Source organism: Lentilactobacillus senioris (genome assembly GCF_026798195.1).
Classification (GTDB): Bacteria; Bacillota; Bacilli; order Lactobacillales; family Lactobacillaceae; genus Lentilactobacillus; species Lentilactobacillus senioris_A.
Genome location: NZ_JAPQEZ010000003.1, coordinates 1 through 25,562, shown reverse-complemented (window position 1 = coordinate 25,562; position 25,562 = coordinate 1). Strand labels below are relative to the sequence as shown.

Genomic DNA, 25,562 nt, shown 5'->3' with positions numbered 1-25,562 from the left:
AATTATTAATTATTTTGCGTCGTTATCGTTTTCAACAACGTCAACGATTTCTTCGATTGATTCGTTTCCGTCAGAAACTTTTTCAACAAAAACTTCTTCGTTTACATCGTCTTCGCCTTGGTGACCTTCGATGATAGCGTCAGCCATCTTAGAAGTGATCAAACGAACGGCCCGGATAGCGTCATCATTTGAAGGAATAACAACGTCAATTTGGTCTGGGTCAGTGTTAGTATCAACCATAGCTACGATAGGAATGTTAAGTTTTTGAGCTTCGTGAACTGCGATTTGTTCCTTACGAGGATCAACGATGAATAATACATCTGGGATCCGTGGCATATCTTCAATACCACCTAAGAAACGTTCAAGTTTTTCACGTTGCTTGATAAGAAGTGAAACTTCTTTCTTAGGCAAACGTTCAAAAGTACCATCGTTTTCCATTGCCTTAAGGTCTTTAAGACGTTGAACACGTGATTGGATGGTATTCCAGTTAGTCAAAGTACCACCTAACCAACGATGGTTAACGTAGTATTGACCTGCACGAGTAGCTTCTTCAGCGATTGAATCTTGAGCTTGCTTCTTAGTACCAACGAATAAGATAACAGCACCCTTTGCAGATTCATCCTTCATGAAGTTGTAAGCTGAATCGATGAGCTTAACAGTCTTTTGAAGATCGATAATGTAAATACCATTTCTTTCAGTAAAGATGTATTGCTTCATCTTAGGATTCCAGCGACGAGTTTGGTGACCGAAGTGTACCCCGGCTTCCAATAATTGTTTCATAGAAATAACAGCCATTGTAATAGCCTCCATTTAGTTTTTTCCTCCCCGTAATTCAACTGACAATCATACCAATCGGCACTTAATTATCATCATTACGGGTGTGTATTTAAAATACTCTTAAAATTATACCGAATTATTTCTTAGATAGCAAGCTTTGTTTAGTTAATCAACCTGTACTAATTTATCAGACTTACCAGTTTCAAAAAGATCTTTATTGGCATCCATGGCGTAGTAAACCATGTTTTTAACTGCTTTTTTAGTGTAAAAGGCAATATGAGGGGTAACGATTACATTTTCACGTTTCATCAAATTCTTAAGCCGTTCATCTGGAATAGCATCAAAGCTACTAAATTCATTATTGAAGATACCTACTTCATCTTCATAAACATCTAAACCAGCACCAGCTACTTTGCCACTATCCAAGGCACGGATTAAAGCATCTGTATCAATTAAAGTTCCCCGAGCCGGATTCAAAATCCAAACGCCATCCTTCATACTAGCAAAGGCCTTATCGTCTAACATGTGTTCATTTTCAGCAGTTGCAGGTGCATGAAGAGAAATAACGTCACTTTGTGCATACAGCTCTTCGGGTGTATCGACATAAATGCCTTCTGCGTCTAGTTCAGGATTGCGATAAATATCGTAAGCAATCACTTTAGCACCGAATCCTTTATAAATATTAATGGCTGCTCGCCCAATCTTACCAGTTGCATAAACCCCAACTGTCATTTGATTCAATTCATCAGCAATGTCTGGAGCCCAATTGAAATTACCTTGGGACTCTTTGCGCATAAATTGACGAGCATGGCGTAATAACATCATCAACGTAGTTACGGTGTACTCTCCAATTGCCTCTGGTGAATAGGCAGGCACATTAGTAACTTGAATATTATTGTTTTTAATAGCTTGCCAATCAATATTATCAATTCCGACATTTCTAAGTGACATAAATTTAATTCCGTATTCACCTAGTTTGTTAATCACACTAGTTGTATATGGTTTTTGTTGATACACTACAATTCCATCTGCGCCCTTAGCGTCTACAACAGTTTGGTCATCTAATAATTCACTTTTGCCTACCACTTCCACATCTGGATTTTCTTTACTCCATTGATCTAAAAATGGTCGTTCATCGTCACGAATTCCATAAGCAACAATTTTCATTAGTGCAACCTCCCATTATTGTCAGTTCTATAAAATTATTGTACCATTTTTCCTCCCTCAATAAGAGGTAATTTAGATGTATTCGAGTTTATATATGCAAACTTTTGACTTCTACTTTTTTTCTTAAATTCAGCTTCTGCATGTAAAGCATCATGTTGATTATCAAATTGTTCATAAAAAAGAAGTTGCTTAGGCTTATGAGCCCTAGTATACTTAGCCCCTTTACCGTTAACGTGTTGCTTAAATCTACGAATAACATCGGTACTGTATCCTGTATATAAGGAACCATCTTGACATTCAATAACATACATATAGTAATTATTGTTCACCATACAACATCTTCTTTACCGATTTAGAATATTGGTCACCATCATATACAATAAGGTCGGCAATAACGTTCACTCCGTTTAGCTTACCATCCTTAATACCTTCCACTAGTACCATGTTGGCATTGTCTCCGATATGTGAACGAACAAATTGAATTCGTTTAGGTTCAATTCGATTAGCTCGCATCGTCACTAATAAATCTGTTAACCGGTCTGGTCGAAAAACACAAAAGAATTTAGCATTCATTTTGAGTAACCCAGAACTAGTCTTAACCACTGATTCCAAGTTAGTAGCTAATTCATGTCTAGCCAAAGCCAAATGAGGATTAGGATTTTTGTGACTGTCATTATAATTAACAAAATAAGGGGGATTAACCGTGATAACATCCACAGAATCCTTTCTTAGATAGTTAAAACTATCTTTTAAATCAGCATTAATTACGGTTACTTGATCAGCTAACTGGTTTAATTTCACGCTTCTTTGTGCCATATCTGCTAATTTAGGTTGAATTTCTATCATTGTAATTTGAGCCTGTGTTTTGGCAGTTAAAAATAGCCCAACTGCACCGTTGCCAGCACATAAGTCTACGACTCTACGGTCTCGTTTACCGATTCTAGCAAAATTGGCTAATAAAACTGCATCTAAAGAAAAAGAAAAGACGTCTGCACTTTGAATAATTTGTACATTTTGACTGTAGAGCTGATCAATTCTTTCACCATCTTTAAGCATCTTGAATCCTCTTTTCAAAACATTTTAACTTGCTAATTAGTTTGATTGTACGTACTATTAACCTAGTATCTTTATAATCAAGGAGAGTAACATTGGTATATTCATTTTTAAGAGTTGTCGTTCGTTTTTTACTGTTTTTAATTAACGGTAATGCGCATTACCTGCACAAGGAACGGCTCCCCAAAGGAAATTATATTCTTGTAGGTCCTCATCGAACTTGGTTTGACCCAATTTATTACGCTTTGGCAGCCAGTCCGAAAAAATTTAGTTTTATGGCTAAAAAAGAACTATTTCAAAATCCCATTATCAAATGGATCTTACTACACGTCAATGCCTTTGCAGTTGACCGCAGTAATCCAGGACCCTCAGCAATTAAAACTCCCGTTAAAATTTTGAAGAAAACCGATTTATCATTAATTATTTTCCCTTCAGGTACCAGACACTCTTCAGAATTAAAAGGCGGCGCACTACTAATTGCTCAACTAACTGGTTTACCACTTGTTCCAACTGTCTATCAAGGCCCACTAACTTTCAAGCGTCTTTTTAGTAGAAAACCGGTAACTGTAGACTTTGGCGAACCAATTTATATTGATCGCAAAACTAAACTGACTGCCGAAGCCCAGGCCAAAATCGACGCACAGATGCAAACCGCATTTGATGAACTAGATAAATCAATTAATCCGGATTTTAAATACGTAGATGTTTCCAAGAAAAAATAGAAAACCTGCCCAAAGGCAGGTTTTTTATTTTTGATTACGACTTTGATTTTTCATGCTGTGCATCATTTGATTAATCTTCTTTTGTGAAGGTTTTTGTCCCATTTGCATCATCATTTGTCGCAATTGGTCTTCACTAATTGGTGGGTTATCCTTGATGTAGTTTTCCATGTAACGACGTGCGCCATAGAAGCCACCAACAAGTCCCAATACCAAAGCTAATACAATAAGTAAAATCCAAACCCAAGTAGCCAAGTTCAGTCCTCCTTTATAATCTCACCCTTTAATTCTACACAAGAGCGAGCTAAATTAAAAGCAGGAATCTGAAATTTAATCGTCACGAAGCCCTTTTTCTCGTTGGATATCCTTTACTTTATCAGAAGTAACTTCTTTGCCTTCTTTATCGTAAATTTTCATCATTTCAATTTGTGACTTGAAGTTTTCCCGGAATCTCTTAACGTATTTGTCCCGTAAATCCTTTTGTTCCACTTTTTCTAATTCCGTTAAGCCTTCAGCCTTAGCCTTTTTAGCCAATTCGTTAATTCGCGGAACGATTTGTTTCATTACCTCATCTTCGATTTGGTCTAATTTGTTTTCTTTTTTATCTTCAGCCATTAAAAATGCCCCCTATCGAATTTTTTATCTCAATCATTATACCAGTTTGTTAGCAAACACGCTAAGAAAATAACCGAACATTTGTTTGAATTGCTAGCTTAACTATGCTAGAATGTGATTATTCAAACGATTAAACTGAGGTAAGTAATATGACGGATTCACCAAAAAATAAGCAAATTCAAATTTTGCATTACATCTGGGAAAAGGTTAACGAGCATGGTTATCCGCCAACCGTTCGTGAAATTGGCGAAGCAGTGAATTTATCTTCTACTTCAACTGTTCACGGGCACATATCCCGGTTAGAAAAAAAAGGATTTTTAGTTAAAGACCCTTCCAAGCCAAGAGCATTAGAGGTTACTGCCGCTGGATTAGAAGAACTGGGGGTAGAACCAGAACAAAAGCAAATTCCGGTCTTAGGTACAGTAACAGCCGGTGAACCTATTTTGGCTGTAGAAGAAGCTACCGATTATTTCCCATTACCTCCTGATATGGGAAACTCTGATCAACCTCTATTCATGCTACAGATTCGAGGAGAAAGTATGATTAATGCTGGCATTTTAAATGGTGACTACGTCATTGTTAGAAAGCAAAATACTGCAGATAACGGCGAAATCATAATTGCAATGACAGATGAAAATGAAGCAACTTGCAAACGATTCTACCGAGAAAGTGACCATTACCGTCTTCAACCAGAAAATGATACCATGGCTCCTATCATATTAACTCAAGTTTCAGTTTTAGGAAAAGTGGTCGGTCTTTATCGTAATGATATCGAATAAAAAAGAGTTAACTAAAATGTTAACTCTTTTTTATTTAAATAACTTTTCCTTCGTATGGAATTTGAGGAAGTGTTTCGAAATCATAATCCTTTAATTGATTATCACTAGTCAAGTGCGCCACTAAGCTTTCTGAAACCATTAAGTTTAAAATTGTGTCTTTTTCATGGAAAATAACGAGTGGTTTATTTGTGCTGTATGCATAACCAATTTCAAATGCAGTCCCACTATCCACATCATCGTCATCAAAATCAACAACCGCAACCACTACATCACACCAATCAATCTTAGAAGTGTCATGCTTAAAAATTTCTTGAGCCCACTTTTTGGTTCCCATCTCAAATTGCTCTAGTTGATTTTTACGAGGGCTAAACACTTCACCGACCGTTTTATTAGCTGCTAAAGCCTCTTCTACTCTAGTTACTCGTTCATTTTGTTCGTCACTAAAAAATGGTGCAGCTAGATAAATATTTTTCATGTTGTCACTCTCCGTTTTTTCTTAATTTTAACAAAAAATGCGAACATTTCAAGAGCGTATTTACTTATTTTTCGTATCTACATATATTAATTGATTATTTTGCTGACCTTTTAAGTAAAACTGTGCTTTTTCAGCAGAAGTATCAAAGAGATAGTCTTTCGGATCAAAAGGTTTACGGTCCATAAACATACTTTCATATTCCTTAATGTTTACTTGTTGGCGTTGATTAAGTGAGGTAGTTACTTGGTTTGTTAAACTTTCTAGATGCTTTAACGGTCCCACTTTACCAGCAAAAAATTCTCCTTGAGCACCAGAACCAAAGCTAAAGAAACCTACATGCTTACCCGGAGTGATCGTTTTAGAATTAACTAACCAAGAAATTAAACTCAAATACAACGATCCAGTATAGATATTGCCCACTTCTGCATTAAATTTCTTAGCAGCTTCAAATTCCGTAAGTAAATCTTGAGAATGTTGATCATCAGCAACAATTGTCCGCAAAGCCTTTAGTCCCATTTTGGTATATGGCAAGTGAAATAAAAAGGCATCAAAATCATTAATGGTAGTCTTTGTTCGCTTTTGAAATTCTTGCCAAGTTTGATTGAAGAAATCAATATAAACATTATTAGAGTAGTGACCATCCACTAATGCTTCTGATCTATAAAGTGGCCGCCAGAAATCCATAACGTCAGCAGAATGAAAAACGCTCTCCGATTCTATTTCAATTAAGTCTGGATTAGCTTTAATTAACATCGCTACTGCCCCGGCACCTTGAGTGACCTCTCCAGGAGTATTCAACCCATAACGAGCAATATCAGCTCCAATAACCAATACACTAGCAGTTGGATGACTTCTAATATAATCGCAAGCCATTTGCACTCCGGCCGTAGCTCCATAACAAGCCTGTTTAATTTCTACGGCCCGCACGTCAGCAGATAAATTTAAGAGAGTTTGAAGATAAACGGCCGTTGATTTTGAATTATCAACGCCGCTTTCAGTTCCAAACAATACCATTTTAATAGCTTGTTTATCCGCAGGAGTTAAAATTTGGGTGGCCGCATTAGCAGCCATCGTAACTACGTCTTGAGTTACTGGGGCAATTGCTTGTTTTTGCTGACCAATTCCCACTAAGTATTTAGCAGGTTCCTCACCTCTAGCATTGGCTAGTTCAGTCATATCAACATAGGTTTCTGGGGTATAAAAACCTAATTTATCAATTCCTACCTTCATAATAACCTCCTAAAAGAAAAAGACCGCATCAAGCAGTCTATGTAATCCTAAATAAAATGAATCTTATACGTATTTAGACCAGTAATTGACTTAATTACTTGTCCTTCAGTAAATGAACCCGCAAATACGAAGCCCTCTAATTCTGGAGCTCCGGGAATAAAGGTCCATTGCACAGTTTGAACTTGACCAGGGACACCACCAAAAATACGGACACCAGATAATTGTCCTTCGCTACCATTGGATAAACTGACTTGTTGATTACCTAATTGACCATTTAAACTTAAAGTTATCATATTATTATTCTCCTACCAAAATTACTATTATATTTTAGCTTTATTCTGCCAAAAAAGAAACTTTTTGTTTGAAATTTTAGACATTTATTAATAGACTACTGATAAGAAAGAGGTGATAACATGAAAATTCATATTCATCGTTCTAATAATAAAGTTATCGCAGGCGTAATTGCTGGTCTCAGTGAACATTTTGACTGGAATACTAATTTAATGCGGATTTTATTTGTTTTATTAGCAATTACTCCCCTATTTCCAGGGATTATCGCCTATTTGGTGCTCTGGATTCTAATGGAAGATCCAGTTGATTAATCTGTAGATTGCTTTTATCCTCTAAAAGTTTAAAATAATAATTAACTAAATTTTTGGGGGAATTACCTTGAACAACGAAACAAAACAGTGTATTCAATGTGACCAAAATATTAAAGCTACAGATGAATACTGTGAATACTGTGGTGCCACCCAACCGTCAATAACTGCAAAATCAGATTTAAAAAAAACGGTTAGTACTGATACAGATTCATCATTAGAATCAGAAGATGAATTTGAAGATCATAAGAAAAAGGCTTTTTACACTCGTTGGTGGTTTTGGACAGCTATCATTGCTTGTTTACTCATCATCTACCTACCTCTTCATAAGTACGTATTTATGGATCAGCCACAATTAGCAGCTGATATGAAAAATAACCTATACGCCTCTGAACAGTACGGTAATGCTAAAGTAACTTGGAATAAACAGCTTAATTTATTTCAGATTAACATTGATAATGAATCTTCATTTACAGATGCACTAACTGCCGATGGTGGTCGGGATACTTGGAATCGGTTTAAAAAGCAAGCTATTTTGCAATCACAAAAATTGGCTCATGACCATGGAAAAGCAAATTCATATTTAGAATATCAATTTAAATCTGGTTCAACTACCTTTCCGTTTTTAATCATTTACAACGGCCATACGATTTTAGACACCACTCAAAAAGCCAACTAAAAAGGACTGAAATTCAGTCCTTTTTTTCTGTCTTCATTTCATTAAGTTGGTGGCGAATCATAAGCCATAGTCCCAAAATTTCGGCTGCAACTAATACACCAAAAAATAAAAAGCATAGAGCAAAAAAACCATCAGGTAGCATATTAATTACTTCATCTTGATTAGGATCAAAAAGCCAATAATTGTTTCTAAAAAATAATTGGTGAAACCAGACAAAAGCCTGATCAAAGTTGACTGCCATTATTCCAGCAACCGCAACTAACATTGCTATCAATAATCTTAGTGGATTCAATAAATTATATAAACGTTTAGTTTGAACCAATTGCCCTAAGATTAAGCCGCTAGCAATTCCAGAAATTATCATTACGGCATTATTAACCATTACTAGTGAACGAACATCTTTAAAATGTTGCAGTCCCTGTGCAGAACTAGCAAAAAAATCAAAATGCAAAGCTGATTGCCAAGGTAATTGCAAATACCCAATCATTTTTAAATATTCATGCATCATCTGTGGCACATACAGCCCCGTTAAGTCCGTTAACCCAAATATTGGAATGGAAATTCTAAACAACCAAACTGAATTCACTGTAATAAATATAGCTAGTGAAATCATAAATAAAAAAATGGTAACGGCCTGCAAGCTACGTTTAATCATTTTAAACTTCCCACTCATCCAAACTATTAACAAAATTAGTTGGTTGAATTTTTTCTTGAGCCACCAATTCCGGTGTTGAAACTCCCGTATAAACTAATAGCGTGTCCACATTAGCATTAATTCCAGCTTTAATATCGGTATTGTAATTATCTCCTACCATTACAACTTCTTCTGCCGTCAAATCCATTCGTTTTAGGGCCGTATTAATAATTTGAGCCTGCGGTTTGCCAATCATTATTGGCTCTTTTTGAGTAGCATAACGAACAAAATCAACCACTGCTCCTGCTCCTGGCAATAAGCCCCGTTCTTTAGGAATATTGGTATCTGGGTTAGTCCCAACAAATTGAGAACCATTTCTAATGGCTAACACGGCTTGGGTAAGTTTTTCATAGGTCAAGTCAGAATCTAATCCCACCACTGTAAACGCTGGATTATCAATGGCTAGTGTATAACCTGCCTGCAAAATAACTTGTTTTAAACCGTATTCTCCCACCACCAATACTGTTTTGTCTTCAATTGGCCAATCCTTAGTTTCTTGATTTAAATAATCTACCGTAGCCATTCCAGACGTATAAACGTTATTAGCATCCACATGAATATCGTGATTATTAGCTAGATTAGCAGCTACTGCGTCGGGTAATTGCGTAGAATTATTAGTAACAAATAAAAATGGAATTTGTTTTTGTTGTAATCGTTCAATAAATCTTTTAGCAGCCGGAATTTTTTTAGTTCCCGCATAAACGGTACCATCAAGGTCAATCATGTATCCTCGATATTGCTTCATAGTTAATTATTTTCCCTTCTTGTTTTCCTTAATCACAAAATCATGGTTGCCAGTTTTACGTTTTTCTTTGACTACCATCTTGCGTTTTCCTTCATTATTTTGAACTTTAGTGGTAGTAGTCTTAAAGCCGCCATTCTTATTGTCAGCATTACTACGCCGATTTCGTTGCCGGCCTCTTCTAGAACGACGACGTCTGGAATTACTTCTAGGAACTGGAATGGGCCTAGGTTCTAGATTTTGAATAATATAAAGATCATCACTAAAAATAAGTTGCTCGACTAAAATATCATTTAATTGATCAATAAATGGTCCATCGGCATTTTCTCGACCAGCATCATAGAAACCCCTCAAACGCAATTGGTCGTCAAATAATTGACCGACAATATAATCAAATTTACTAAACGACGAATTAAACGTCATTTCAAACTGATGAACGTCAAAACTATTATTATGATCGCTAATCATTTTGTATTGATGGTCATTAATAGAAAAGGAAGTCAAATCTTCAAAAGTAATTTTAACTAGTGGTTTGCGTTTTTCATTTCGTTCTTCAATTAAGTTCTTTAATTCATTTTTATCCATAATCGCTCCGTTTCACTTCACTTACTTAATGGGAAATTGTTCACTTAAATAGCGAGCAAATACCTGTCGTAAATTTTCATCAAAGTAAATGTCATTTTTACCACAAATTTGAATAGTTGGAAAAAATGGAATATACAGGTAATGATCTAACATTGCTACTTCGTAATTTCGATTGGGATCAAGGGGTTCACCGTGCCACCATACTTCTCCCGTAGATTTTTGATATTCAATCCCTCGATAGTGAAGTTCTCCAAAAACCTTCCCCCGAAATCCCATCCCTTTTTGCGGATAGCGTAACAAGAAGTTGCGATTTTTTTCCATCTCTTGGATTAACCGCCAAAGATTGTAACCATCTAAAGTCACCTTCATAACTTGCATGGCGTGAGGTAAAACATCATGAATTTGATTTTCATCGATCACTCCAGCGGGTAAATCTTTCAAAAAAAGTCCGGTATTGATAATAGCGCTGTCGGTATGTGCCTTTGATTGTAAAGCAGCTAGGCTTAAATCAACCATTTCCGAAGATCCCAATAATTGAGTCTTTACCGAATGATCTAATTGAGCCACTTTTTGTGAAGCAAGCAAAGCAGTGCCCATACTAAAAGTTTTATTAATCGCTTTTAAGTCAGCTGGTTCAGAGGGTAAAGCAGCTACTTCTTGAACGCTAACGTTTTGTTCAGTAATTTGATGATTAGCCAACGTTAGTGTGACGTGCCCCACATAATTGCCCCATTTTTGAGCAGCCGCCAACATCGTTTGATTAACTAACTCTCCATTCATTAACAAGTGATGCGTATGTCCACCCAAAATTAAGTTAATTGCTGGAAATTGTTTTGCCAATTCGCGATCAGTTGGCAAACCTAAATGAGACAACAAAATACAAATATCGTATTGATCCTCATATTTAGCTAACAACCGCTCCGTGGTTTGATAAACGTCTTTAACTTCCCATCCTAACTTAGGATAAGTACTAGAATAAGGAGCGGTCATTCCAAATACTAAAATTCTGGTATGTTGCGGGGTAACAATTAATTTGGCTTCATTAGCCCATTTGGGCAAAGCATTAGTGTATGGATCCTTCAAGTTAGCTAACAAAACATCAAAGTTAGCATCTTCATATAATTGGTCTAACTGTTGCTTAGAATTGGTTAACCCCTCATTGTTACCGATGGTTACCCCGTCATAATCTAACTCATTCATGAATTGAATACCGGCCTTACCATTAGTTGCCTCTGTTAAGGGCTCAAACCGATCCATAAAGTCACCAATATCAAAAGTTAAAACGGTGTTTCCTATGGCACGTTCTTTTTTCTTGCCGGATAGAATATACCGTTTAATTTTTGGCCAGTTAGCAAAATGCGAATGAAAATCATTAGTATGAAAAATAGAAATGGTTTCGTGATTATCTTCGTTTAGCAAAATCGATCCCCTTATGAATTACAATTTCTTCTAGTTCCATGGCTGATAGTGGTGCCCCAAATGGAACTGCAGTTTTTAAAAAGTCCAGGTCTCTTGAGTCGGGACCCACATTAATATTTTCTTTAATTGGCACTGTATACCGATGCAAATGACCGTGTACATTAATAATTTGTTTAACAATTCCTAGCATCATTGGATAGTGGGTTAAATAATATTGGCGGTGATTCATTTTAATCAGCACGCCAACATCATGAAACTCAAATTTAGGTTTGCCCGCTATTAAAAAATTATGTCGGTCTAAATACTTAAATAGCTCACGACTATCGTGATTACCTTTTATCAGCACTAAATGACCGTTTAACCGACTTAAAATTTCAAATATCCGTTCATTTGCTAATTTACTTGGTTTGGTATGCAGCATCGCAATATCACCCAAATGATAAACTGTATCGTTAGGACTCACTTTTTCATTCCAATTATGCATAATTATTTCATTCATGTCAGCAGCATCGATAAAATCACGATTGGAAAAATCGTTCACGCCCACCAATTGATCATGAAAAAAATGAGTATCCGAAGTAAAATACTGCATTTGCGCCCCTCCTTTACTAACTAAATTGATGATACCATTAAAAAAACGGTGAGACCATCGTCCACCGTCTAAACTTGATTATTTTTTCGAAAGATTGAAATAATCCATAAAATTGCTAACCAAATGATCGAACCAATTAATGCGATCAAAGTATTAAGCCGCATCATAAGGACCACTAACACTGCCGCATAAAACAATAAAACAAAGTAATCCGACAATGGAAATAATGGCATTTTAAATTTCAACTGAGCCTCACCATTATTCTGCTTAACTGACTTTCGGTACCTTAAATGGGCAATCACTATCATGCCCCAAACAAATAAGAAACAAGTGGTAGCAACACTAGATATAAAGGTAAACAAGTTCCCAGGTAAGAAAATACCCAAAATAATAATCAAAGCGATTATTAAAGTGGAGAAAATAATTCCGTTACGTGGAATTTGTCTTAATGATAAAGAACCTAATTGCTTGCCAAACTTTGATTTAGCATTGTAATTCATTGAAAAAATCATCCGACCAGTCGTAAAAATAGCACTATTACATGAAGAAGCCGCCGCAGTTAAAACAACAAAGTTAATAATCGCAGCTGCAGATTGGATTCCAATTCCAGAAAAAACTTGAACAAAAGGACTAGAATCCGGAGAAACTTGCTGCCAAGGATAAATACACATAATCGCTAACAACGACCCAATATAAAAAATGATAACCCGTTGAGGAACTTCATTAATACTCTTAGGGATAATTACTTCTGGGTCTTTAGTTTCAGAAGCGGTCATACCAATCATTTCCACACCAGCAAAACTAAAAAGTACCATTTGAAACGAAAGGAGAAATCCTTTAGCACCGTGAGCAAAGAAGCCGTTAGACACTAAATTATTCACACTAGCATGGCCAAATGGTGTTTTATAACTCATTAACACCATCACTATTCCAGCAATAATCAAACCCATAATTGCTACAATCTTGATAATAGAAAACCAAAATTCGGTTTCGCCAAATGCAGAAACAGTAAAAATGTTCATTGCGAACAAAATGGCCAATAATACCAAAGCAGTTACCCAGACTGGTACATGCGGAAACCACATTTGAACATATAATCCGGCAGCCGTTAACTCAGCCATTGCAATGGAAATCCAGCAAGTCCAATATGTCCAACCAACTACAAAGCCTGCTTTATCTCCTAAGTATTTTCGAATAAAATCAACAAATGAATTGGTTCCTAAATCAGAAAGTAATAATTCACCTAATGCTCGCATCAAAAAGAAACATGCAATTCCGGCAATAATATACGAAATTAAAATGGCCGGCCCAGCTAGGTGAATTGATTCACCAGCACCTAAGAACAGCCCTGTTCCAATGGTTCCCCCTAAGGCAATCAATTGAACATGGCGATTCTTTAATTCCCGTGATAGTTGCTGGTTATTAGAATTATTTTCCATAACTATCTCACCTCTTAACTTTTAAATAATGATAGCATATTTTTTTATTAATATTATTTTCTTAAACGTTCAATATCACGAACAATCATTACTTCTTCATCAGTAGGAATCAATAAAGTTTTAACAGATGCATCAGCAGCACTTAAATCTCGTTCTTCTCCGCGAATATCATTTTTAGCTTCATCAATTTTAACTCCGAAACAAGCCAATTTTTCAGCTAATTCTGCTCGAATCCCTTTATCGTTTTCACCAATTCCGGCGGTGAAGATAATTGCGTCTACGCCACCCATTTCAGCAATATAACTACCAACATAACGTACTACTCGGTTAATAAAGATATCGTGGGCTAATTGTGAACGATGATCCCCTTCTCCAGCTTTCTTTTCAATATCACGCATATCAGCAGAAACACCAGAAATACCAAGTAAACCAGATTTATGGTTCAAAATGTCAATCACATCATCAAAATCAGAGATGTCTTCTTTTTGCATGATGTATTGTAATACTGAAGGATCAACATCTCCAGAACGAGTTGCCATAGTAATTCCAGTTACCGGAGTGAATCCCATGGAAGTATCGAAAGATTTACCGCCTTTAATAGCATCTAATGAAGCACCTGCTCCCAAGTGCATGATAATCATTTTAAGATCTTCAATAGGCTTGTCTAACATAGCAGCAGCTCGGGCAGAAACGTAACGGTAACTTGTACCATGAGCGCCATATTTACGAGCACGATATTTTTCGTAGTATTCATATGGCAAACTATACATATAATTAGTTTCTGGAAGTGTAGTGTGGAATGAAGTATCAAATACCGCTACGCTAATAACATCTGGCAATATTTTCTTAAAAGCTTTAATTCCCATAATATTAGCTGGTTCATGCAACGGAGCAAATTCAACTAAATCTTCAATTTTAGCCAATACTTCATCATCAATCACAACGGAATCCGTAAAGTATTCACCACCAGCAACCACTCGGTGACCAACACCAGTGATTTCACTATAATCATTAATAATTTTTAAGCTAAGTAGTTTATCTAACAATAATTGAATTGCTTCTTCATGGTTTTGGATGTTCATAGTTTCTGAAAACTTTTCGCCGTCTCCATACTTAATAGTAACATCAGAATCACCCAAACCGATTCGATCAATGGCACCACTAGTAATAACTTCTTCTGATGGCATTTCATAAAGCTTAAATTTTAAAGTTGAACTCCCTGCGTTAATAGCAATTGATTTTCCCATGACTAAATTCTCCTAATTATTTAAATTTTTTAGTTCCCAATCATCAATTTCTGTTAGGAATCGTTTCATTGCTGCTGGATCCTTGAAGGATGGAAATTCTCCTAGCATCACTTGGCTTACTTGCTTAGCGCCTTTACCAGGTTTTTGTAAAATCAAAATAGATTTTGCAGCGGCCTTATTCTGAAATAATTCAGTTGGTAAATTCAAAATACCTTGTAAGTAGACGGATTCTTTTACCCACTCAAGTAAAGCCTGAGCTTCTTTGTCCTTAAAGATGTCACTAGGAATTAAAAAGAGTCCAAATCCTCCAGGATTAACATGCTCCATCCCAAATTCAATTAACAAATGATGCAAATACGAATGGCCTTTTTTAGCCTTTGTTTTGAAGCGAACTACGTTATCATCAATTGGATAATATCCAACCGGTAGATCAGAAATAACGTAATCTACGTTTCCAGCCACCACATCTTGGATAGTATCTTCATGATATAGATTGACTTCAGAACGTTGCAGTTCAAAGTTTAAGCTAGCTACATCTGCTAAAGCATCATCATTTTCTAATCCCGTAGCAACTACGTCTTTGCCGGCTGCTCGTAAATAATTAACTACCGAAGCTAACAGATTTCCAGAACCCACTGCAGGGTCTAAGAGACTGATTTCAGTGTCTTTTTTAGACAGCCCACTAATCAAATAGCTAAATAAGCCGGCAATAGTATCGGGCGTAATTTGATAGTTGGCCTGAAGATTATCTTGTTTAATTGCCTTTAGCATAGTCATTTGAATTGTTTTACGGGCATCTTCTGCAGAGAGGTTTTGAAGATCAAAGCTTTTCATTTTGCTTGTGAAATTTTCAAAATCTTGTGCTGATAGTCCCTCAATCCCTTCAATATCATTCACATTTTGAATGATATCTAGGCTTTCAATTAATGAATCAATGTATGAAAGATCTAGTTTTTCTTGGAGAAAAAGTGAAGAGTCATCAAGAATTTGAAATAATTCTTGGATTTGTTTTTCCGCCAGGACAATCAACTCCTTTTCAGTAATTAAAGTACCACAGTAAATAGTACCAGATATAGGGGGTATAATTCAAGACCAACCCCGATAAAAATACTATGCCAAAAGCGATGAAAGGGGTACCATTTTTCTTGATTTTAATTTAAATATTGTCTTGTAATTTCATCAATTGTATTTAATTTACTAGCAAAAACAACACATTGTAAGATGATAAAGACCATTATTATACTAACAAAAATAATAGCTGCCACAGTTAAAGATCCCCTACTTTTAGGTTTTATCAAAAATTGAACTGGATGAAAATGTTTCACCATTATCAAATTCTCCTTTTATTAAAACTTGTGATTTACTTTGTGATTCCCAATGAACTTTTTTCACATGCTCTAGTACTGGTAGATGCCCTTTAGTTGCACCTTGAAGTCTTAATGTATCGTTATATTTTGATAGTCGGTATTTTTTATTAGTTTTAGGACTATAAAAATGAATAGTTTCAGCATCAACCTTTTCCAGCTGAAATTTAAATTCGTCACTCTCTATAGTTTGTAAAAAAAGCTGATAATCTAATCGGTAATCATATTGTGAATTAGTAAGACTCTGGACGACAAAGTAAATAAGCCAAACTCCCATTCCACAAATCAACAACCCGATAATGCTATCGATCATTAAAAAACCTGTTTTTTTGTTCACTTTGTTTAAGTTCATATGCTGTCCGTGCCTTTTGCATTTGAGTTTCTTGCTGGTCAATTTTTTGGTTCATTACCCCAGTTACTTCACTATAAAGTAAGCTAAACATAACAATAATCGTTAATCCAATTAATGAATCAGCGGTAGTAAATCCATCACACATCCTTTTTTTCAAGTTTAAATCCACTCCATCCCAACTGAAATTTTTGTGAATATTTTAACTGTCCTTTGGAACTATACCAGTGAATAGTTTGCGGACTAATAAAACCAGTAGTTGTAATTACAACTACATGACTCCCGATCAATTTAATGGTCCTAGGAATAGGAATAACTCTGATAACAGTTGTACGTTTTTCTTTGATTTGAACCAATACATCACTATCTTTTCTAAAGGTAATTCTTAACTCTACTCTATATATTCGTGCAGAAGTACTACTTTCAGCTATAGTGGTTTTAAGAGTTTCAAAAAAACGTTGCTCAGCTAATACCTGTTTTTGATTGGTAATGGAGTTTAAAGTTAATCCAATTCCCAAAACTAAAACTGTAATCGTCATGGCACAGATAGTTTCCACCAATGTAAATCCCGGTTTTCTTTTATTTAGCTTCATTATCTTTGATCCTAATGCCCTCCGATTTGGCCTTTTGAACTTGTTTTTTAGTTAAATATCCCTTTTTTTGTAGTTCTGCGTAAGTAACATTGATATCCGCTGGATATACATTAAGATAGGCGTCAATTTGAGATTGGATAATTGAAGTCATTGCTCCTGTATGAATAGTTTCTGCATTTTTCCGTTGATTTGTAAGATTGGGAATAATAATCAAAATTAGCAAAGAAATCACAAAAAGAACAATTGTCATTTCTATCAATGTAAACGCTTTCTTATTTCTGCTGATTTTCATCAGTAAAGCCCCCTTATAGATTGATAAATTGGCATTAAAATTTGTAAATAAGAAATTGTTACTACCAAACCAATCACGATAAACACGGTTGGCTGAATTAACGAAATTAATTTATTAGAATCACGAATCAAATTATTAAATACTAGTTGGGCATAGGCGGTCATTAATCTTGCCATTTCTGAAATAGTTTCTCCACCATCAAGCAACGAAATTAACTCTGAATCTATTAACGAGTGGTGAAACAATGAGACATTATAACTATCACCGTTTTGTAAATGACCAGCAATTTCACCACCCAATTCATAGAGCAAAGAATTAGGTTTAAATTGTTGAACCACGGCTAAGATATCCTTACTAGTTAATCCGTTCTCTAACAAAATGGCCAGATTAGATGCTAAATAATAATTAGTATACTGGCGAACTAATTTTCCTATTAATGGAATTTTCATTAAAATTCCATAACGTCTAGTTACCGGTAATCTTTTAAGTAAAAACCAAATTAACACGCTAAAATTCAATAATAGGCCACTAACTATCCATATACCTGCATGATGTTTGGAGACTTCTTCATTCCCTGCGTTAAGTTCACTTAGCTGAGGCAAAAGAATACTATGAATTAATACCAGTAATATCAATAAAATCAGCATCAATACTAACGGGTAAACTAATAATGCCTTAATTTTCTTTCGCTGCTCAATTCGCTGAAAATTAAACTGGGCTAGTTGTTCTAACGTGGCTTGTAGTTGCCCATGTTGTTCAGCAATGCTTAATTGATCAACAACTTCATCAGCAACCAAATCAGTACACGATTGGGCAAACGAAACTCCCGATTTTAGTCGTTCCATAATTTGTTGAGTGGCATCAGCTAACTTAGGATAAATTTGGCCAATAAATTTCAGTCCCTGGTTTAATGAAAATCCAATAATCAGTAGATCTGCCAATTTACTAAAAAGTTGATTTTGTGATTCTTTAGAAAGCTTAACCCCACCAATACTTTTCAATATTTTGTTCATCAATTTCACCCCGTTTTACTAACGCTGTAAGATTTTGTTGCCAGCTCAGCCAATCATATTCACTTTTTCCATATAGTTCATTTGGTTCCTTAATAGCCATTAAGGCTTTTAATTGTTGTTGCTGATTGGGAATTAGGCGTTGGTAAACTACCCCAGTAACAGCCTGACTAATAAAATCAGAGTCAATCCCTAATTGTCTGAGTCGTTTAATAATTCCTAATGGGCTTTGTGCATGAACCGTACTAAAAACTAAGTGGCCACTAAGTGCTGATTGAATAGCGGCATTGGCCGTATTGAAATCGCGAATTTCACCAATAATAAAGATATCTGGACGGTGACGTAACCCCACCTTAATCAGCTCCTCATATCCCATATCGGCCTTATCATTAACTTGCAGTTGTAAAAATCTGGGTTCCAAAATTTCAACCGGGTCCTCAATTGTCATCACCAAATTATCATTAGCATATTGTTGAGCCATCTGATAAATAGAAGTTGTTTTCCCCGATCCGGTGGGACCCGCAAATAAAATTAATCCTCGTTGAGCAACTAAATCTCGTAAATGAGCTATATGTTCTGGTAAATAAATGCTTTTTTGAATCGCAGTTAACGGATAGATAATACGGATTACTAATGTTTCATGAGCATTAAAATCTCCCACAGTAGATAATCTTAGAGAATAACTTTGATTATCGTCATACCAATTAAGGGCTCCAACTTGAGGCCTACGATGTTCACTAATTGCCATATCAGCTTGAAATTTACAATAGTTTAACCATTTATGGCCATCAATGATTGTCATCGTTGTGTGCAATACAATTTCATTTTGCCACCGCATTTTAATGAAATATTTATCTCCTTGTGGGAGTAAATAAATGTCACTAATTCTTTTTTGAACGGCTTCCTTCATTAATGTGTTAAACGCATGTTCCACTATCATAGTTTCACTCCTTTAATAGGTACATACGAAAAAAAGAACCAATTGGAATTAATCCAATTGGTTCTTAATTATAAAATATATTATTCGGCGTCTTCAGGAAGCGTAGCAGCTTCATAAACGTCTTGAACGTCATCGTTTTCTGACAATTCATCAACTAAGCCAGTATATTGGGAAACTTTGCCTTCAGGAACTTCAGTAGTATTTTCTGGGAACATAGTTACTTCAGCAGTATCCAAATCATACCCATCAGCTTGTAAAGCATCCCGAACAGCTGGTAATGCTGAAGGATCAGTGTAAATTTCAAAAACTTCATCTGAAGTCTTCATGTCATCTGCACCAGCATCTAAAGCAGCCATCAACATAGTGTCTTCATCAGTATCCAAACCATCACGCAAGATAACAATGTATCCTTGACGATTGAACATGTATGAAACAGAACCACTGGCTCCTAATGAACCACCGTGGTGAGTAAAGGCGGAACGAACGGCAGCTGCAGTCCGGTTCTTGTTGTCAGTTAAGGCAGAAACCATGATAGCAGTCCCACCAGGTCCATATCCTTCGTAAGTAATTTCTTCGAACTTAGCACCACCAACACCAGAAGCCTTATCCAATGCACGTTGTACATTATCTTTAGGCATGTTAGCTGCTTTAGCCTTTTCCATAACAAGCCGAAGTTGAGCGTTACTATCTGGGTCTACGCCACCTGCTTTGGCAGCTTGATAAAGATCACGAGAGATTTTTTGGAAAATTTTTCCACGTTTTGCATCTTGGGCGTTTTTACGGCCTTGGATGTTATGCCACTTTGAATGTCCTGACATATCTAAAACAACTCTTTTCTTAATTAATTTAATTTACTGTTTACATACTCGTTTATTTTATCAAACTAATGGCGGTGTTTCAAGGTTAGCAGCTAACTTGCTTATCATTTAAGTTAATAAGCTATATCTAGATTAAACTGTTATCTTACTGATGTCATCTGGATATCATCTGAATCTGTTACACTCTATTACTAATATTATTAACTTTATCAACACCAACTAACGTTGAAAGTTCCCTCCCTTAGGCACTTAAGTCTTGCCAAACACAATGCTATTTTCCTACCTTACACTGACTGGGTTAATCAATTGCTTTCTTAATAATCCCCCCCATATAGTCAGGTAATAAAAAGAGATCTTCTCATATCAAGAAGGTCTCTTTCATTTTAATTAATTATTTAATCCGCTACTTTTATCATTGCCTTGATGGTTTTACGGTTTTGCATATCTTGATAAGCTTGATTGATGTCTACTAAATCATAAGTGTTAGTAAATACCCGACCAGGATTAATGTCACCATCTAATACTGCTTTTAACAAAAAGCGTTTGTCGTAAGTAGTTACTGAAGCTGAACCCCCGGCAATCGCAATGTTTTGCGCAAAAGTTGAGCCAATTGGATGAGTGTTGTAATGTGGTACTCCCACAAACCCAACGCGACCACCATTATGCAATACACCTAGAGCTTGTTCAATAGCTGATTCAGTTCCGACACATTCAAGGGCAGCATCTGCACCGTCGCCACCTAGAATTTCTCGTACCTTAGCAATTCCTTCAGCGCCCCGTTCAGCAACTACCGCAGTAGCGCCAGATTGAAGGGCCATTTGTTGGCGATCTGCATGGCGACTCATCAATACGATTTGGGAAGCTCCCCGCATCTTAGCAGCAATCACGGCACATTGCCCTACCGCACCATCACCAATCACGACGACTTTATCGCCTTTTTGGACGTTAGCTGACCGCGCAGCATAGTAACCAGTTGGCATAACATCGGCTAAGGTTAAGAGAGATTTAAGCATTCCATCAGTGTAATCTTCGGGATGGCCCGGAATTTTAATTAATGCCCAATTGGCATAGGTAAACCGGATATATTCTGATTGAAAACCGTTAGACCAGTTAGTGTAACCGGGATGCCGATCACAGGTGCCATCAAATCCAGATAGACAAGCAGCACACTCCCCACAACCATGGGTAAATGGTGCAACCACGAAATCGCCTGGTTTAACGGTCGTAATTGCTGAACCAATTTCTTCCACAATTCCGATAGCTTCGTGACCATCATTAATGGAATGAGCCGGTTTTTCGTCACCATTAGCATATGACCACAGATCCGAACCACACACGCTGGCTCTAACTACCCGAATAATGACATCATCGTCAGCTTGAATTGTGGGTTTATCCACATCTTCAACTTGGACTAATTCTGATTGTTCAAAAATAGTTGCTTTCATATTGTTATCCTCTGTTAAAACATAAGTTTAATCAAGTAAATACCTTATTAATATTGGTTTACTTCTTACCAGATTTCCTTAGCCAAATTAAAAGCTGACCAAGCTTTCGGCCAGCCCACATAAAAGGCTAAGTGGGTGATCATGGCGACAATTTCTTCTTTAGTAATCCCGTTTTGTTTACCAATATTTAAGTGTGCTGGTAATTGCTCTAAGTTGCCGCCAGAAATTAACGCTGAAATCGTGATCATACTCCGATCGTGGGCTGATAATTCATCCTCTTTGGCCCAAACTTCTCCGAACAAAACATCATCATTTAAAGCCGCAAATTGAGGCGCAAATTCGCCTAAATTATCGCGACCAGCCGTTTGTTTCTTTGCCATTATTTAGCCCTCCAATTGATCGTATTCTTCATCGCTAACCGGTTCCAACCATTCCGGAGTACAAGCAGTAATTGCGATATGTTCAAACCAACTGTCCTTAGTCGCTCCGTGCCAGTGTTTCACACAATCATGGGTCACAATCACGTCACCCGGATGCAGAAGTTGAGCAGGTTGCCCTGCTTCTTGATACCAACCTTCACCACCGGTAACTAATAAAATTTGATAACCATCATGATGAATGTGCCAATTGTTGCGACAACCCGGTTCAAAAGTTACGTTGCCCACTCCCACATTAACGGTAGGATCATTGACTAATCCCTGTAAATAACTTTGGCCCACAAAGTATTTGCCGTACTCTACGTTAGGTTCACCCACTGGAAAGATAATTCCATTTTTAACATTTTCATTTTTTACCATCGAACTTACTCCCTTATTCAAATCGTTTGAGATATTCTTCAAAACTTTCATTAGAATCGATTGATCGATCAAGTTTGCCGTCATACCAGTCAATTTTTTTACTCAACACGGCCAAATTATTTTGGCGTTCTCGAATTTCGGCTTCACTTTCTTGCTTAACTCGGTCTAATAACTGGCGGCGTTCCATAATGGTGCTATCTCCCTGCGCCCGTAATCTAACGTAAGTTTTCAGATCCGTGATTTTCATCCCGGTCCCTTTGAGGTGTAGCAAGAATCCTAACCATTTAACATCTTGATCAGTATAATAACGGACGCCATTGGTATCTCGTTGGGACACAATCAGCCCTTCAGTTTCGTAATACCGTAACGTATAGGTTGATAGACCTACCAACCGAGCAAATTCACCAATTTTATAATGTTTTGCTAGGGTCATCATTTCGCCTCCTAATGAATATCTATATTGAACAACTTAGAGTGTACTCTAAGTCAAGAGAATTTCTATTGATATTTAGGCTTTAGTTTTCAATTTGGCGAATAACTTTTGCTGGTACCCCAGCAACTACCATATTAGCGGGAACGTCTTTGGTAACCACTACTCCGGCACCCACCACTGCATTTTCACCGACAGTTACTCCCGGTAAAATTCTTGATCCAGCGCCAATCCAGGCGTTTTTCTTAACGTGAATGACTTGTAATTCTAATTGGTGCCGTTGGGCTGGGTCTAGCGGATGATTCACGCTTAGCAGGCTAGCTCCGGGGCCGATCAACACGTTATCACCAATATAAATACCGCCTAAGTCCGTAAACGTCACGCCAGTATTAATAAAAATATGCTTACCTAAATGTGTATTAAAACCATTGTCCGTAAAAAATGGTAATCTAATTTCATTAGATGAATCTATTATCTTACCCGTAATTTCGCTTAATATTTCTCGAATTTCATCATCTGAATGTACTTCTGTATTTAACTTTTGAATTAAAAGCTTATTTTTAGTAATTAGTTGTTGTTGCTTTTCAGTTAACACTACTCGTTCGACCATTTAGATTACTCCTTAAAAAATCATTTCAAATTTTCATTCATAAATGATGTAATTTTATCAAATGGAATTTTGTCCACTTTGTCATATAAATCAATATGTTCACAGTCTTCTACAATATATTTTTCTTTTGGTTCTGCTGCCTTGTCATAAGCAACTTCTGAAAAACTTCTCGAATGAGCTTTATCACCATAAATAAATAAAATTGGTCTAGGACTAATCTCGTCTACATATCTTAAAGCATCAAATTGCAACATGGCTAAACTAGAAGTTGTCGTAAAATTACCCCGAGCATTAGGATGGAATCCTCGGGGAACAGCATAAAATCGTTGCCATTCATTAGTAATTAGATCAGTTTCAAGGAGTTCATCCACACTAGGATATGGAGTTTCTGGGAAGCTAGGAATATATTGGGGGTCACCATTCTCAAAATCAACCCAACGTTGCTCAACCAATTGATTTTTCATATCATTAATTTGTTCTTTCGATAAATTCATCATTCCACGGACGTTAGTAATATCATACATAGACGTTGTAACTACCGCTTTAATTCTGGTATCAACCGCTGCTGCTGATAACGCGAAACCAGCAGAACCACAAATACCAACAACCCCAATTTTGTTACGATCAACGTACGGTACTTTCACACCCAAATAATCCACAACGGTACTGAATGATTCTGCAAACAAATCCGGAGATGAAACATGTCTTGGTTCCCCACCAGATTCTCCCATGTATACTTGGTCAAATGTTAAAACTACAAATCCCTGCTGTGCAAGCTGATTGGCGTATACTGCTGGTCCTTGTTCTTTAGTTCCGCCGTAGGGAGCTCCTACAATCAAAGCCGGATGTTTTTGATCAGTGTCTAAATTTTTAGCTTGATAAATATCTGCCGCAATCGCGATCCCGTATCGATTGTTATAGCGAACATGTCTTCTTTCAACGTTAGTACTTAACTCTGTAATATAATTAGCAGCCATTAACCTATCCTCCAAATTATTATTCTGGTTTTATAAATAAACTTAATTAATCTGTATTAAATCAGTTAATAATTTAACTTGAAGATAGTTTAATCACTCTAATGACTAATGTCTAATATCGATATTGAATGGTATACTATGAACAAAAACGATAGTGGGTAGTTAATATGGATATTAGGGTTTTACGTTATTTTTTAATCATTGCCGAAATGCATACTATGTCTAAAGCGGCTAATTCTTTACATATTTCTCAATCAAATTTATCTAAACAAATTAGTAATTTAGAAACCGATTTGGGCGTTAAATTATTTAATCGAGATTACCACGAGATGACCCTTACAGAAGAAGGGCGTTACTTACAGTTCCGAGCTAAAGAAATTGTACGTTTAGTTGATAAAACTCAAGCTACTTTACAAAGCAACAATTCATTAATCAACGGAGAATTAGATATTGGGGCGGGTGAAAGTAATGGCATGAAAAGAATTTTACAAATAGTTAGTGCAATTCAAAAAGATCATCCTGATGTCAAAATACACTTACACAGTGGTGACGCAGACGAAATTGAAAATAAATTGGTTTCCGGGACACTAGATTTCGGAGTTATTATGGGCGAACGAAGATTAACTCAATATAATTCACTCAGACTCCCTGATATTGATAGGTGGGGAATTATCTTACCCATTGAGGATCCTTTAGTTGAAAAACAAACCATTACCCCTGAAGACTTAAACGATCGACCAGTTATTTTATCTGAACAAGCCTACCAACAACAAAGATTTGAAGATTGGTGGCGCAATGAATCTGATAATATTAATATTATTGGCACCTATAACCTACTTTTCAATGCTGCTATTATGGTCCAAAACCATAGTTGCTTGGCATTAGCATTTGAAAATTTGATTTCAGTTGAACAAAATTCTCAATTAACATTTCGGCCACTAGAACCCGAACAAATTGAACCAACAACTTTAATTTGGCAAAAAAATAATTCCTTATTATCAGTGGCAACCCTATTTTTGAATAAACTAAAAGCTAGCTTATAAAAAAGAGACCCTCTCACATTGTGCCATACCCCTAAAGTTGAAGTAAAAATACTTTAACTTTAGGGGTATTTTTATGACTAAAA

At 36.3% G+C, this 25,562-nt stretch carries 35 protein-coding genes; 5 read left to right on the top strand and 30 right to left on the bottom strand.

The features are described from left to right. Positions 1-9: 9 nt before the first annotated feature. The 4 genes from rpsB to OXT66_RS04185 form a co-directional block, all read right to left on the bottom strand. A complete protein-coding gene (gene rpsB / locus OXT66_RS04200; RefSeq protein ID WP_268596487.1) occupies positions 10-795 on the bottom strand; it encodes a 30S ribosomal protein S2 in 786 nt (261 codons plus the stop codon). Between the two features lie 147 nt (positions 796-942). Beyond that, positions 943-1,944, bottom strand: a complete 1,002-nt coding sequence (locus tag OXT66_RS04195; RefSeq protein WP_268595996.1) for a D-2-hydroxyacid dehydrogenase — start codon at positions 1,942-1,944, stop codon at positions 943-945. Positions 1,945-1,979: 35 nt separating this feature from the next. Further along, positions 1,980-2,276 carry a GIY-YIG nuclease family protein gene (locus tag OXT66_RS04190; RefSeq protein WP_268595994.1) on the bottom strand — a complete coding sequence of 99 codons (297 nt, stop codon included), beginning with the start codon at positions 2,274-2,276 and terminating at the stop codon, positions 1,980-1,982. Beyond that, the gene (locus OXT66_RS04185; RefSeq protein ID WP_268595992.1) at positions 2,263-3,000 is read right to left on the bottom strand and encodes a tRNA1(Val) (adenine(37)-N6)-methyltransferase; all 738 of its coding nucleotides are present in this window, start codon (positions 2,998-3,000) and stop codon (positions 2,263-2,265) included. The genes OXT66_RS04190 and OXT66_RS04185 overlap by 14 nt, the downstream gene beginning before the upstream one ends. Positions 3,001-3,092: 92 nt before the next feature. On the opposite strand from OXT66_RS04185, the gene OXT66_RS04180 reads away from it, so the two are divergent. Continuing rightward, positions 3,093-3,719 (top strand): lysophospholipid acyltransferase family protein, encoded by a 627-nt coding sequence (locus OXT66_RS04180; protein ID WP_268595990.1) that lies wholly within the window; start codon positions 3,093-3,095, stop codon positions 3,717-3,719. Positions 3,720-3,743: 24 nt separating this feature from the next. Here OXT66_RS04180 and OXT66_RS04175 read toward each other — a convergent pair whose 3' ends face one another. Both OXT66_RS04175 and OXT66_RS04170 read right to left on the bottom strand, forming a co-directional pair. Next, positions 3,744-3,971: a YneF family protein gene (locus tag OXT66_RS04175; RefSeq protein ID WP_054668907.1), complete on the bottom strand. Its 228-nt coding sequence runs from the start codon at positions 3,969-3,971 to the stop codon at positions 3,744-3,746. 75 nt (positions 3,972-4,046) lie between these two features. After that, positions 4,047-4,280: a DUF896 domain-containing protein gene (locus OXT66_RS04170; protein WP_404819905.1), complete on the bottom strand. Its 234-nt coding sequence runs from the start codon at positions 4,278-4,280 to the stop codon at positions 4,047-4,049. A gap of 200 nt (positions 4,281-4,480) precedes the next feature. On the opposite strand from OXT66_RS04170, the gene lexA reads away from it, so the two are divergent. After that, entirely contained in the window at positions 4,481-5,110 is a 630-nt protein-coding gene (gene lexA, locus OXT66_RS04165) for a transcriptional repressor LexA (RefSeq protein WP_268595987.1), read from the top strand. A 34-nt stretch (positions 5,111-5,144) separates the two neighbouring features. On the opposite strand, the gene OXT66_RS04160 is transcribed toward lexA, so the two are convergent. The 3 genes from OXT66_RS04160 to OXT66_RS04150 are packed head-to-tail and all read right to left on the bottom strand — an operon-like array spanning position 5,145 to position 7,108. After that, a complete protein-coding gene (locus OXT66_RS04160) occupies positions 5,145-5,585 on the bottom strand; it encodes a nucleoside 2-deoxyribosyltransferase (RefSeq protein WP_268595984.1) in 441 nt (146 codons plus the stop codon). A 60-nt stretch (positions 5,586-5,645) separates the two neighbouring features. Beyond that, entirely contained in the window at positions 5,646-6,815 is a 1,170-nt protein-coding gene (locus OXT66_RS04155; protein WP_268595982.1) for a hydroxymethylglutaryl-CoA synthase, read from the bottom strand. A 47-nt stretch (positions 6,816-6,862) separates the two neighbouring features. Then, positions 6,863-7,108 (bottom strand): hypothetical protein, encoded by a 246-nt coding sequence (locus OXT66_RS04150; protein ID WP_268595979.1) that lies wholly within the window; start codon positions 7,106-7,108, stop codon positions 6,863-6,865. Between the two features lie 120 nt (positions 7,109-7,228). Here OXT66_RS04150 and OXT66_RS04145 point away from each other — a divergent pair, with 120 nt between their 5' ends. Together OXT66_RS04145 and OXT66_RS04140 are read left to right on the top strand one after the other, a co-directional pair. Next, on the top strand, positions 7,229-7,417 hold the full coding sequence (locus OXT66_RS04145; protein WP_268595977.1) for a PspC domain-containing protein: 189 nt from the start codon (positions 7,229-7,231) through the stop codon (positions 7,415-7,417). A 67-nt stretch (positions 7,418-7,484) separates the two neighbouring features. Continuing rightward, entirely contained in the window at positions 7,485-8,093 is a 609-nt protein-coding gene (locus tag OXT66_RS04140; RefSeq protein ID WP_268595975.1) for a hypothetical protein, read from the top strand. Positions 8,094-8,106: 13 nt separating this feature from the next. Here OXT66_RS04140 and OXT66_RS04135 read toward each other — a convergent pair whose 3' ends face one another. The 21 genes from OXT66_RS04135 to OXT66_RS04035 all read right to left on the bottom strand — a co-directional run bounded on the left by OXT66_RS04135 (position 8,107) and on the right by OXT66_RS04035 (position 24,436). Then, positions 8,107-8,748, bottom strand: coding sequence for a TIGR01906 family membrane protein (locus tag OXT66_RS04135; protein ID WP_268595973.1), 642 nt, complete (start codon positions 8,746-8,748; stop codon positions 8,107-8,109). Between the two features lies 1 nt (position 8,749). After that, entirely contained in the window at positions 8,750-9,532 is a 783-nt protein-coding gene (locus OXT66_RS04130) for a TIGR01457 family HAD-type hydrolase (RefSeq protein ID WP_268595971.1), read from the bottom strand. Between the two features lie 6 nt (positions 9,533-9,538). Next, entirely contained in the window at positions 9,539-10,114 is a 576-nt protein-coding gene (locus OXT66_RS04125) for a YutD-like domain-containing protein (protein WP_268595970.1), read from the bottom strand. Between the two features lie 21 nt (positions 10,115-10,135). Then, positions 10,136-11,533: a bifunctional metallophosphatase/5'-nucleotidase gene (locus OXT66_RS04120; RefSeq protein WP_268595969.1), complete on the bottom strand. Its 1,398-nt coding sequence runs from the start codon at positions 11,531-11,533 to the stop codon at positions 10,136-10,138. Further along, entirely contained in the window at positions 11,517-12,125 is a 609-nt protein-coding gene (locus tag OXT66_RS04115; protein WP_268595968.1) for a metallophosphoesterase, read from the bottom strand. Before OXT66_RS04115 ends, OXT66_RS04120 begins: the two co-directional genes overlap by 17 nt. 68 nt (positions 12,126-12,193) lie before the next feature. Further along, entirely contained in the window at positions 12,194-13,564 is a 1,371-nt protein-coding gene (locus OXT66_RS04110; RefSeq protein WP_268595967.1) for an amino acid permease, read from the bottom strand. A gap of 53 nt (positions 13,565-13,617) precedes the next feature. Further along, positions 13,618-14,811 (bottom strand): acetate/propionate family kinase, encoded by a 1,194-nt coding sequence (locus OXT66_RS04105; protein WP_268595965.1) that lies wholly within the window; start codon positions 14,809-14,811, stop codon positions 13,618-13,620. 12 nt (positions 14,812-14,823) lie between these two features. Beyond that, positions 14,824-15,840 carry a class I SAM-dependent methyltransferase gene (locus OXT66_RS04100; protein WP_268595963.1) on the bottom strand — a complete coding sequence of 339 codons (1,017 nt, stop codon included), beginning with the start codon at positions 15,838-15,840 and terminating at the stop codon, positions 14,824-14,826. A 255-nt stretch (positions 15,841-16,095) separates the two neighbouring features. Further along, positions 16,096-16,488: a ComGF family competence protein gene (locus OXT66_RS04095; protein WP_268595960.1), complete on the bottom strand. Its 393-nt coding sequence runs from the start codon at positions 16,486-16,488 to the stop codon at positions 16,096-16,098. Next, positions 16,478-16,684 carry a type II secretion system protein gene (locus tag OXT66_RS04090; RefSeq protein WP_268595958.1) on the bottom strand — a complete coding sequence of 69 codons (207 nt, stop codon included), beginning with the start codon at positions 16,682-16,684 and terminating at the stop codon, positions 16,478-16,480. Before OXT66_RS04090 ends, OXT66_RS04095 begins: the two co-directional genes overlap by 11 nt. Beyond that, positions 16,665-17,117 (bottom strand): prepilin-type N-terminal cleavage/methylation domain-containing protein, encoded by a 453-nt coding sequence (locus tag OXT66_RS04085; RefSeq protein WP_268595956.1) that lies wholly within the window; start codon positions 17,115-17,117, stop codon positions 16,665-16,667. The genes OXT66_RS04090 and OXT66_RS04085 overlap by 20 nt, the downstream gene beginning before the upstream one ends. Then, positions 17,104-17,409, bottom strand: a complete 306-nt coding sequence (comGC, locus tag OXT66_RS04080) for a competence type IV pilus major pilin ComGC (RefSeq protein ID WP_268595954.1) — start codon at positions 17,407-17,409, stop codon at positions 17,104-17,106. The genes OXT66_RS04085 and comGC overlap by 14 nt, the downstream gene beginning before the upstream one ends. Continuing rightward, on the bottom strand, positions 17,409-18,422 hold the full coding sequence (locus OXT66_RS04075; protein WP_268595952.1) for a type II secretion system F family protein: 1,014 nt from the start codon (positions 18,420-18,422) through the stop codon (positions 17,409-17,411). The genes comGC and OXT66_RS04075 overlap by 1 nt, the downstream gene beginning before the upstream one ends. Then, positions 18,388-19,359, bottom strand: coding sequence for a competence type IV pilus ATPase ComGA (gene comGA / locus OXT66_RS04070; RefSeq protein WP_268595950.1), 972 nt, complete (start codon positions 19,357-19,359; stop codon positions 18,388-18,390). Before comGA ends, OXT66_RS04075 begins: the two co-directional genes overlap by 35 nt. Before the next feature lie 80 nt (positions 19,360-19,439). Beyond that, positions 19,440-20,177, bottom strand: a complete 738-nt coding sequence (locus tag OXT66_RS04065; protein ID WP_268595948.1) for a YebC/PmpR family DNA-binding transcriptional regulator — start codon at positions 20,175-20,177, stop codon at positions 19,440-19,442. A gap of 395 nt (positions 20,178-20,572) precedes the next feature. Continuing rightward, positions 20,573-21,622 carry a zinc-binding dehydrogenase gene (locus OXT66_RS04060; RefSeq protein ID WP_268595946.1) on the bottom strand — a complete coding sequence of 350 codons (1,050 nt, stop codon included), beginning with the start codon at positions 21,620-21,622 and terminating at the stop codon, positions 20,573-20,575. Between the two features lie 65 nt (positions 21,623-21,687). Then, complete coding sequence (locus tag OXT66_RS04055; RefSeq protein ID WP_268595945.1) at positions 21,688-22,002, bottom strand: carboxymuconolactone decarboxylase family protein; 315 nt, start codon at positions 22,000-22,002, stop codon at positions 21,688-21,690. Positions 22,003-22,005: 3 nt separating this feature from the next. Then, a complete protein-coding gene (locus tag OXT66_RS04050; protein ID WP_268595944.1) occupies positions 22,006-22,419 on the bottom strand; it encodes a cupin domain-containing protein in 414 nt (137 codons plus the stop codon). A 13-nt stretch (positions 22,420-22,432) separates the two neighbouring features. Further along, a complete protein-coding gene (locus tag OXT66_RS04045) occupies positions 22,433-22,855 on the bottom strand; it encodes a MerR family transcriptional regulator (RefSeq protein ID WP_268595942.1) in 423 nt (140 codons plus the stop codon). Positions 22,856-22,934: 79 nt separating this feature from the next. After that, positions 22,935-23,459: a DapH/DapD/GlmU-related protein gene (locus OXT66_RS04040; RefSeq protein WP_268595940.1), complete on the bottom strand. Its 525-nt coding sequence runs from the start codon at positions 23,457-23,459 to the stop codon at positions 22,935-22,937. A 20-nt stretch (positions 23,460-23,479) separates the two neighbouring features. Continuing rightward, positions 23,480-24,436: an alpha/beta hydrolase gene (locus OXT66_RS04035; protein WP_268595938.1), complete on the bottom strand. Its 957-nt coding sequence runs from the start codon at positions 24,434-24,436 to the stop codon at positions 23,480-23,482. 167 nt (positions 24,437-24,603) lie between these two features. On the opposite strand from OXT66_RS04035, the gene OXT66_RS04030 reads away from it, so the two are divergent. Next, complete coding sequence (locus OXT66_RS04030; RefSeq protein WP_268595936.1) at positions 24,604-25,479, top strand: LysR family transcriptional regulator; 876 nt, start codon at positions 24,604-24,606, stop codon at positions 25,477-25,479. The last annotated feature ends 83 nt before the right edge of the window (positions 25,480-25,562 follow it).

Excerpts from the sequence above, each read along its gene's own strand:
- OXT66_RS04095 (WP_268595960.1), bottom strand. The coding sequence starts at position 16,488 with ATGATCGATAGCATTATCGGGTTGTTGATTTGTGGAATGGGAGTTTGG.
- OXT66_RS04055 (WP_268595945.1), bottom strand. The coding sequence starts at position 22,002 with ATGGCAAAGAAACAAACGGCTGGTCGCGATAATTTAGGCGAATTTGCG.
- rpsB (WP_268596487.1), bottom strand. The coding sequence starts at position 795 with ATGGCTGTTATTTCTATGAAACAATTATTGGAAGCCGGGGTACACTTC.
- OXT66_RS04030 (WP_268595936.1), top strand. The coding sequence starts at position 24,604 with ATGGATATTAGGGTTTTACGTTATTTTTTAATCATTGCCGAAATGCAT.
- OXT66_RS04170 (WP_404819905.1), bottom strand. The coding sequence starts at position 4,280 with ATGAAACAAATCGTTCCGCGAATTAACGAATTGGCTAAAAAGGCTAAG.
- OXT66_RS04190 (WP_268595994.1), bottom strand. The coding sequence starts at position 2,276 with ATGGTGAACAATAATTACTATATGTATGTTATTGAATGTCAAGATGGT.
- OXT66_RS04050 (WP_268595944.1), bottom strand. The coding sequence starts at position 22,419 with ATGGTAAAAAATGAAAATGTTAAAAATGGAATTATCTTTCCAGTGGGT.
- comGA (WP_268595950.1), bottom strand. The coding sequence starts at position 19,359 with ATGATAGTGGAACATGCGTTTAACACATTAATGAAGGAAGCCGTTCAA.
- comGC (WP_268595954.1), bottom strand. The coding sequence starts at position 17,409 with ATGAAAATCAGCAGAAATAAGAAAGCGTTTACATTGATAGAAATGACA.
- OXT66_RS04150 (WP_268595979.1), bottom strand. The coding sequence starts at position 7,108 with ATGATAACTTTAAGTTTAAATGGTCAATTAGGTAATCAACAAGTCAGT.
- OXT66_RS04130 (WP_268595971.1), bottom strand. The coding sequence starts at position 9,532 with ATGAAGCAATATCGAGGATACATGATTGACCTTGATGGTACCGTTTAT.
- OXT66_RS04145 (WP_268595977.1), top strand. The coding sequence starts at position 7,229 with ATGAAAATTCATATTCATCGTTCTAATAATAAAGTTATCGCAGGCGTA.
- OXT66_RS04195 (WP_268595996.1), bottom strand. The coding sequence starts at position 1,944 with ATGAAAATTGTTGCTTATGGAATTCGTGACGATGAACGACCATTTTTA.
- OXT66_RS04135 (WP_268595973.1), bottom strand. The coding sequence starts at position 8,748 with ATGATTAAACGTAGCTTGCAGGCCGTTACCATTTTTTTATTTATGATT.
- OXT66_RS04115 (WP_268595968.1), bottom strand. The coding sequence starts at position 12,125 with ATGCAGTATTTTACTTCGGATACTCATTTTTTTCATGATCAATTGGTG.
- OXT66_RS04045 (WP_268595942.1), bottom strand. The coding sequence starts at position 22,855 with ATGATGACCCTAGCAAAACATTATAAAATTGGTGAATTTGCTCGGTTG.
- OXT66_RS04040 (WP_268595940.1), bottom strand. The coding sequence starts at position 23,459 with ATGGTCGAACGAGTAGTGTTAACTGAAAAGCAACAACAACTAATTACT.
- OXT66_RS04185 (WP_268595992.1), bottom strand. The coding sequence starts at position 3,000 with ATGCTTAAAGATGGTGAAAGAATTGATCAGCTCTACAGTCAAAATGTA.
- OXT66_RS04035 (WP_268595938.1), bottom strand. The coding sequence starts at position 24,436 with ATGGCTGCTAATTATATTACAGAGTTAAGTACTAACGTTGAAAGAAGA.
- lexA (WP_268595987.1), top strand. The coding sequence starts at position 4,481 with ATGACGGATTCACCAAAAAATAAGCAAATTCAAATTTTGCATTACATC.
- OXT66_RS04125 (WP_268595970.1), bottom strand. The coding sequence starts at position 10,114 with ATGGATAAAAATGAATTAAAGAACTTAATTGAAGAACGAAATGAAAAA.
- OXT66_RS04160 (WP_268595984.1), bottom strand. The coding sequence starts at position 5,585 with ATGAAAAATATTTATCTAGCTGCACCATTTTTTAGTGACGAACAAAAT.
- OXT66_RS04105 (WP_268595965.1), bottom strand. The coding sequence starts at position 14,811 with ATGGGAAAATCAATTGCTATTAACGCAGGGAGTTCAACTTTAAAATTT.
- OXT66_RS04065 (WP_268595948.1), bottom strand. The coding sequence starts at position 20,177 with ATGTCAGGACATTCAAAGTGGCATAACATCCAAGGCCGTAAAAACGCC.
- OXT66_RS04085 (WP_268595956.1), bottom strand. The coding sequence starts at position 17,117 with ATGAAGCTAAATAAAAGAAAACCGGGATTTACATTGGTGGAAACTATC.
- OXT66_RS04155 (WP_268595982.1), bottom strand. The coding sequence starts at position 6,815 with ATGAAGGTAGGAATTGATAAATTAGGTTTTTATACCCCAGAAACCTAT.
- OXT66_RS04060 (WP_268595946.1), bottom strand. The coding sequence starts at position 21,622 with ATGAAAGCAACTATTTTTGAACAATCAGAATTAGTCCAAGTTGAAGAT.
- OXT66_RS04075 (WP_268595952.1), bottom strand. The coding sequence starts at position 18,422 with ATGAACAAAATATTGAAAAGTATTGGTGGGGTTAAGCTTTCTAAAGAA.
- OXT66_RS04110 (WP_268595967.1), bottom strand. The coding sequence starts at position 13,564 with ATGGAAAATAATTCTAATAACCAGCAACTATCACGGGAATTAAAGAAT.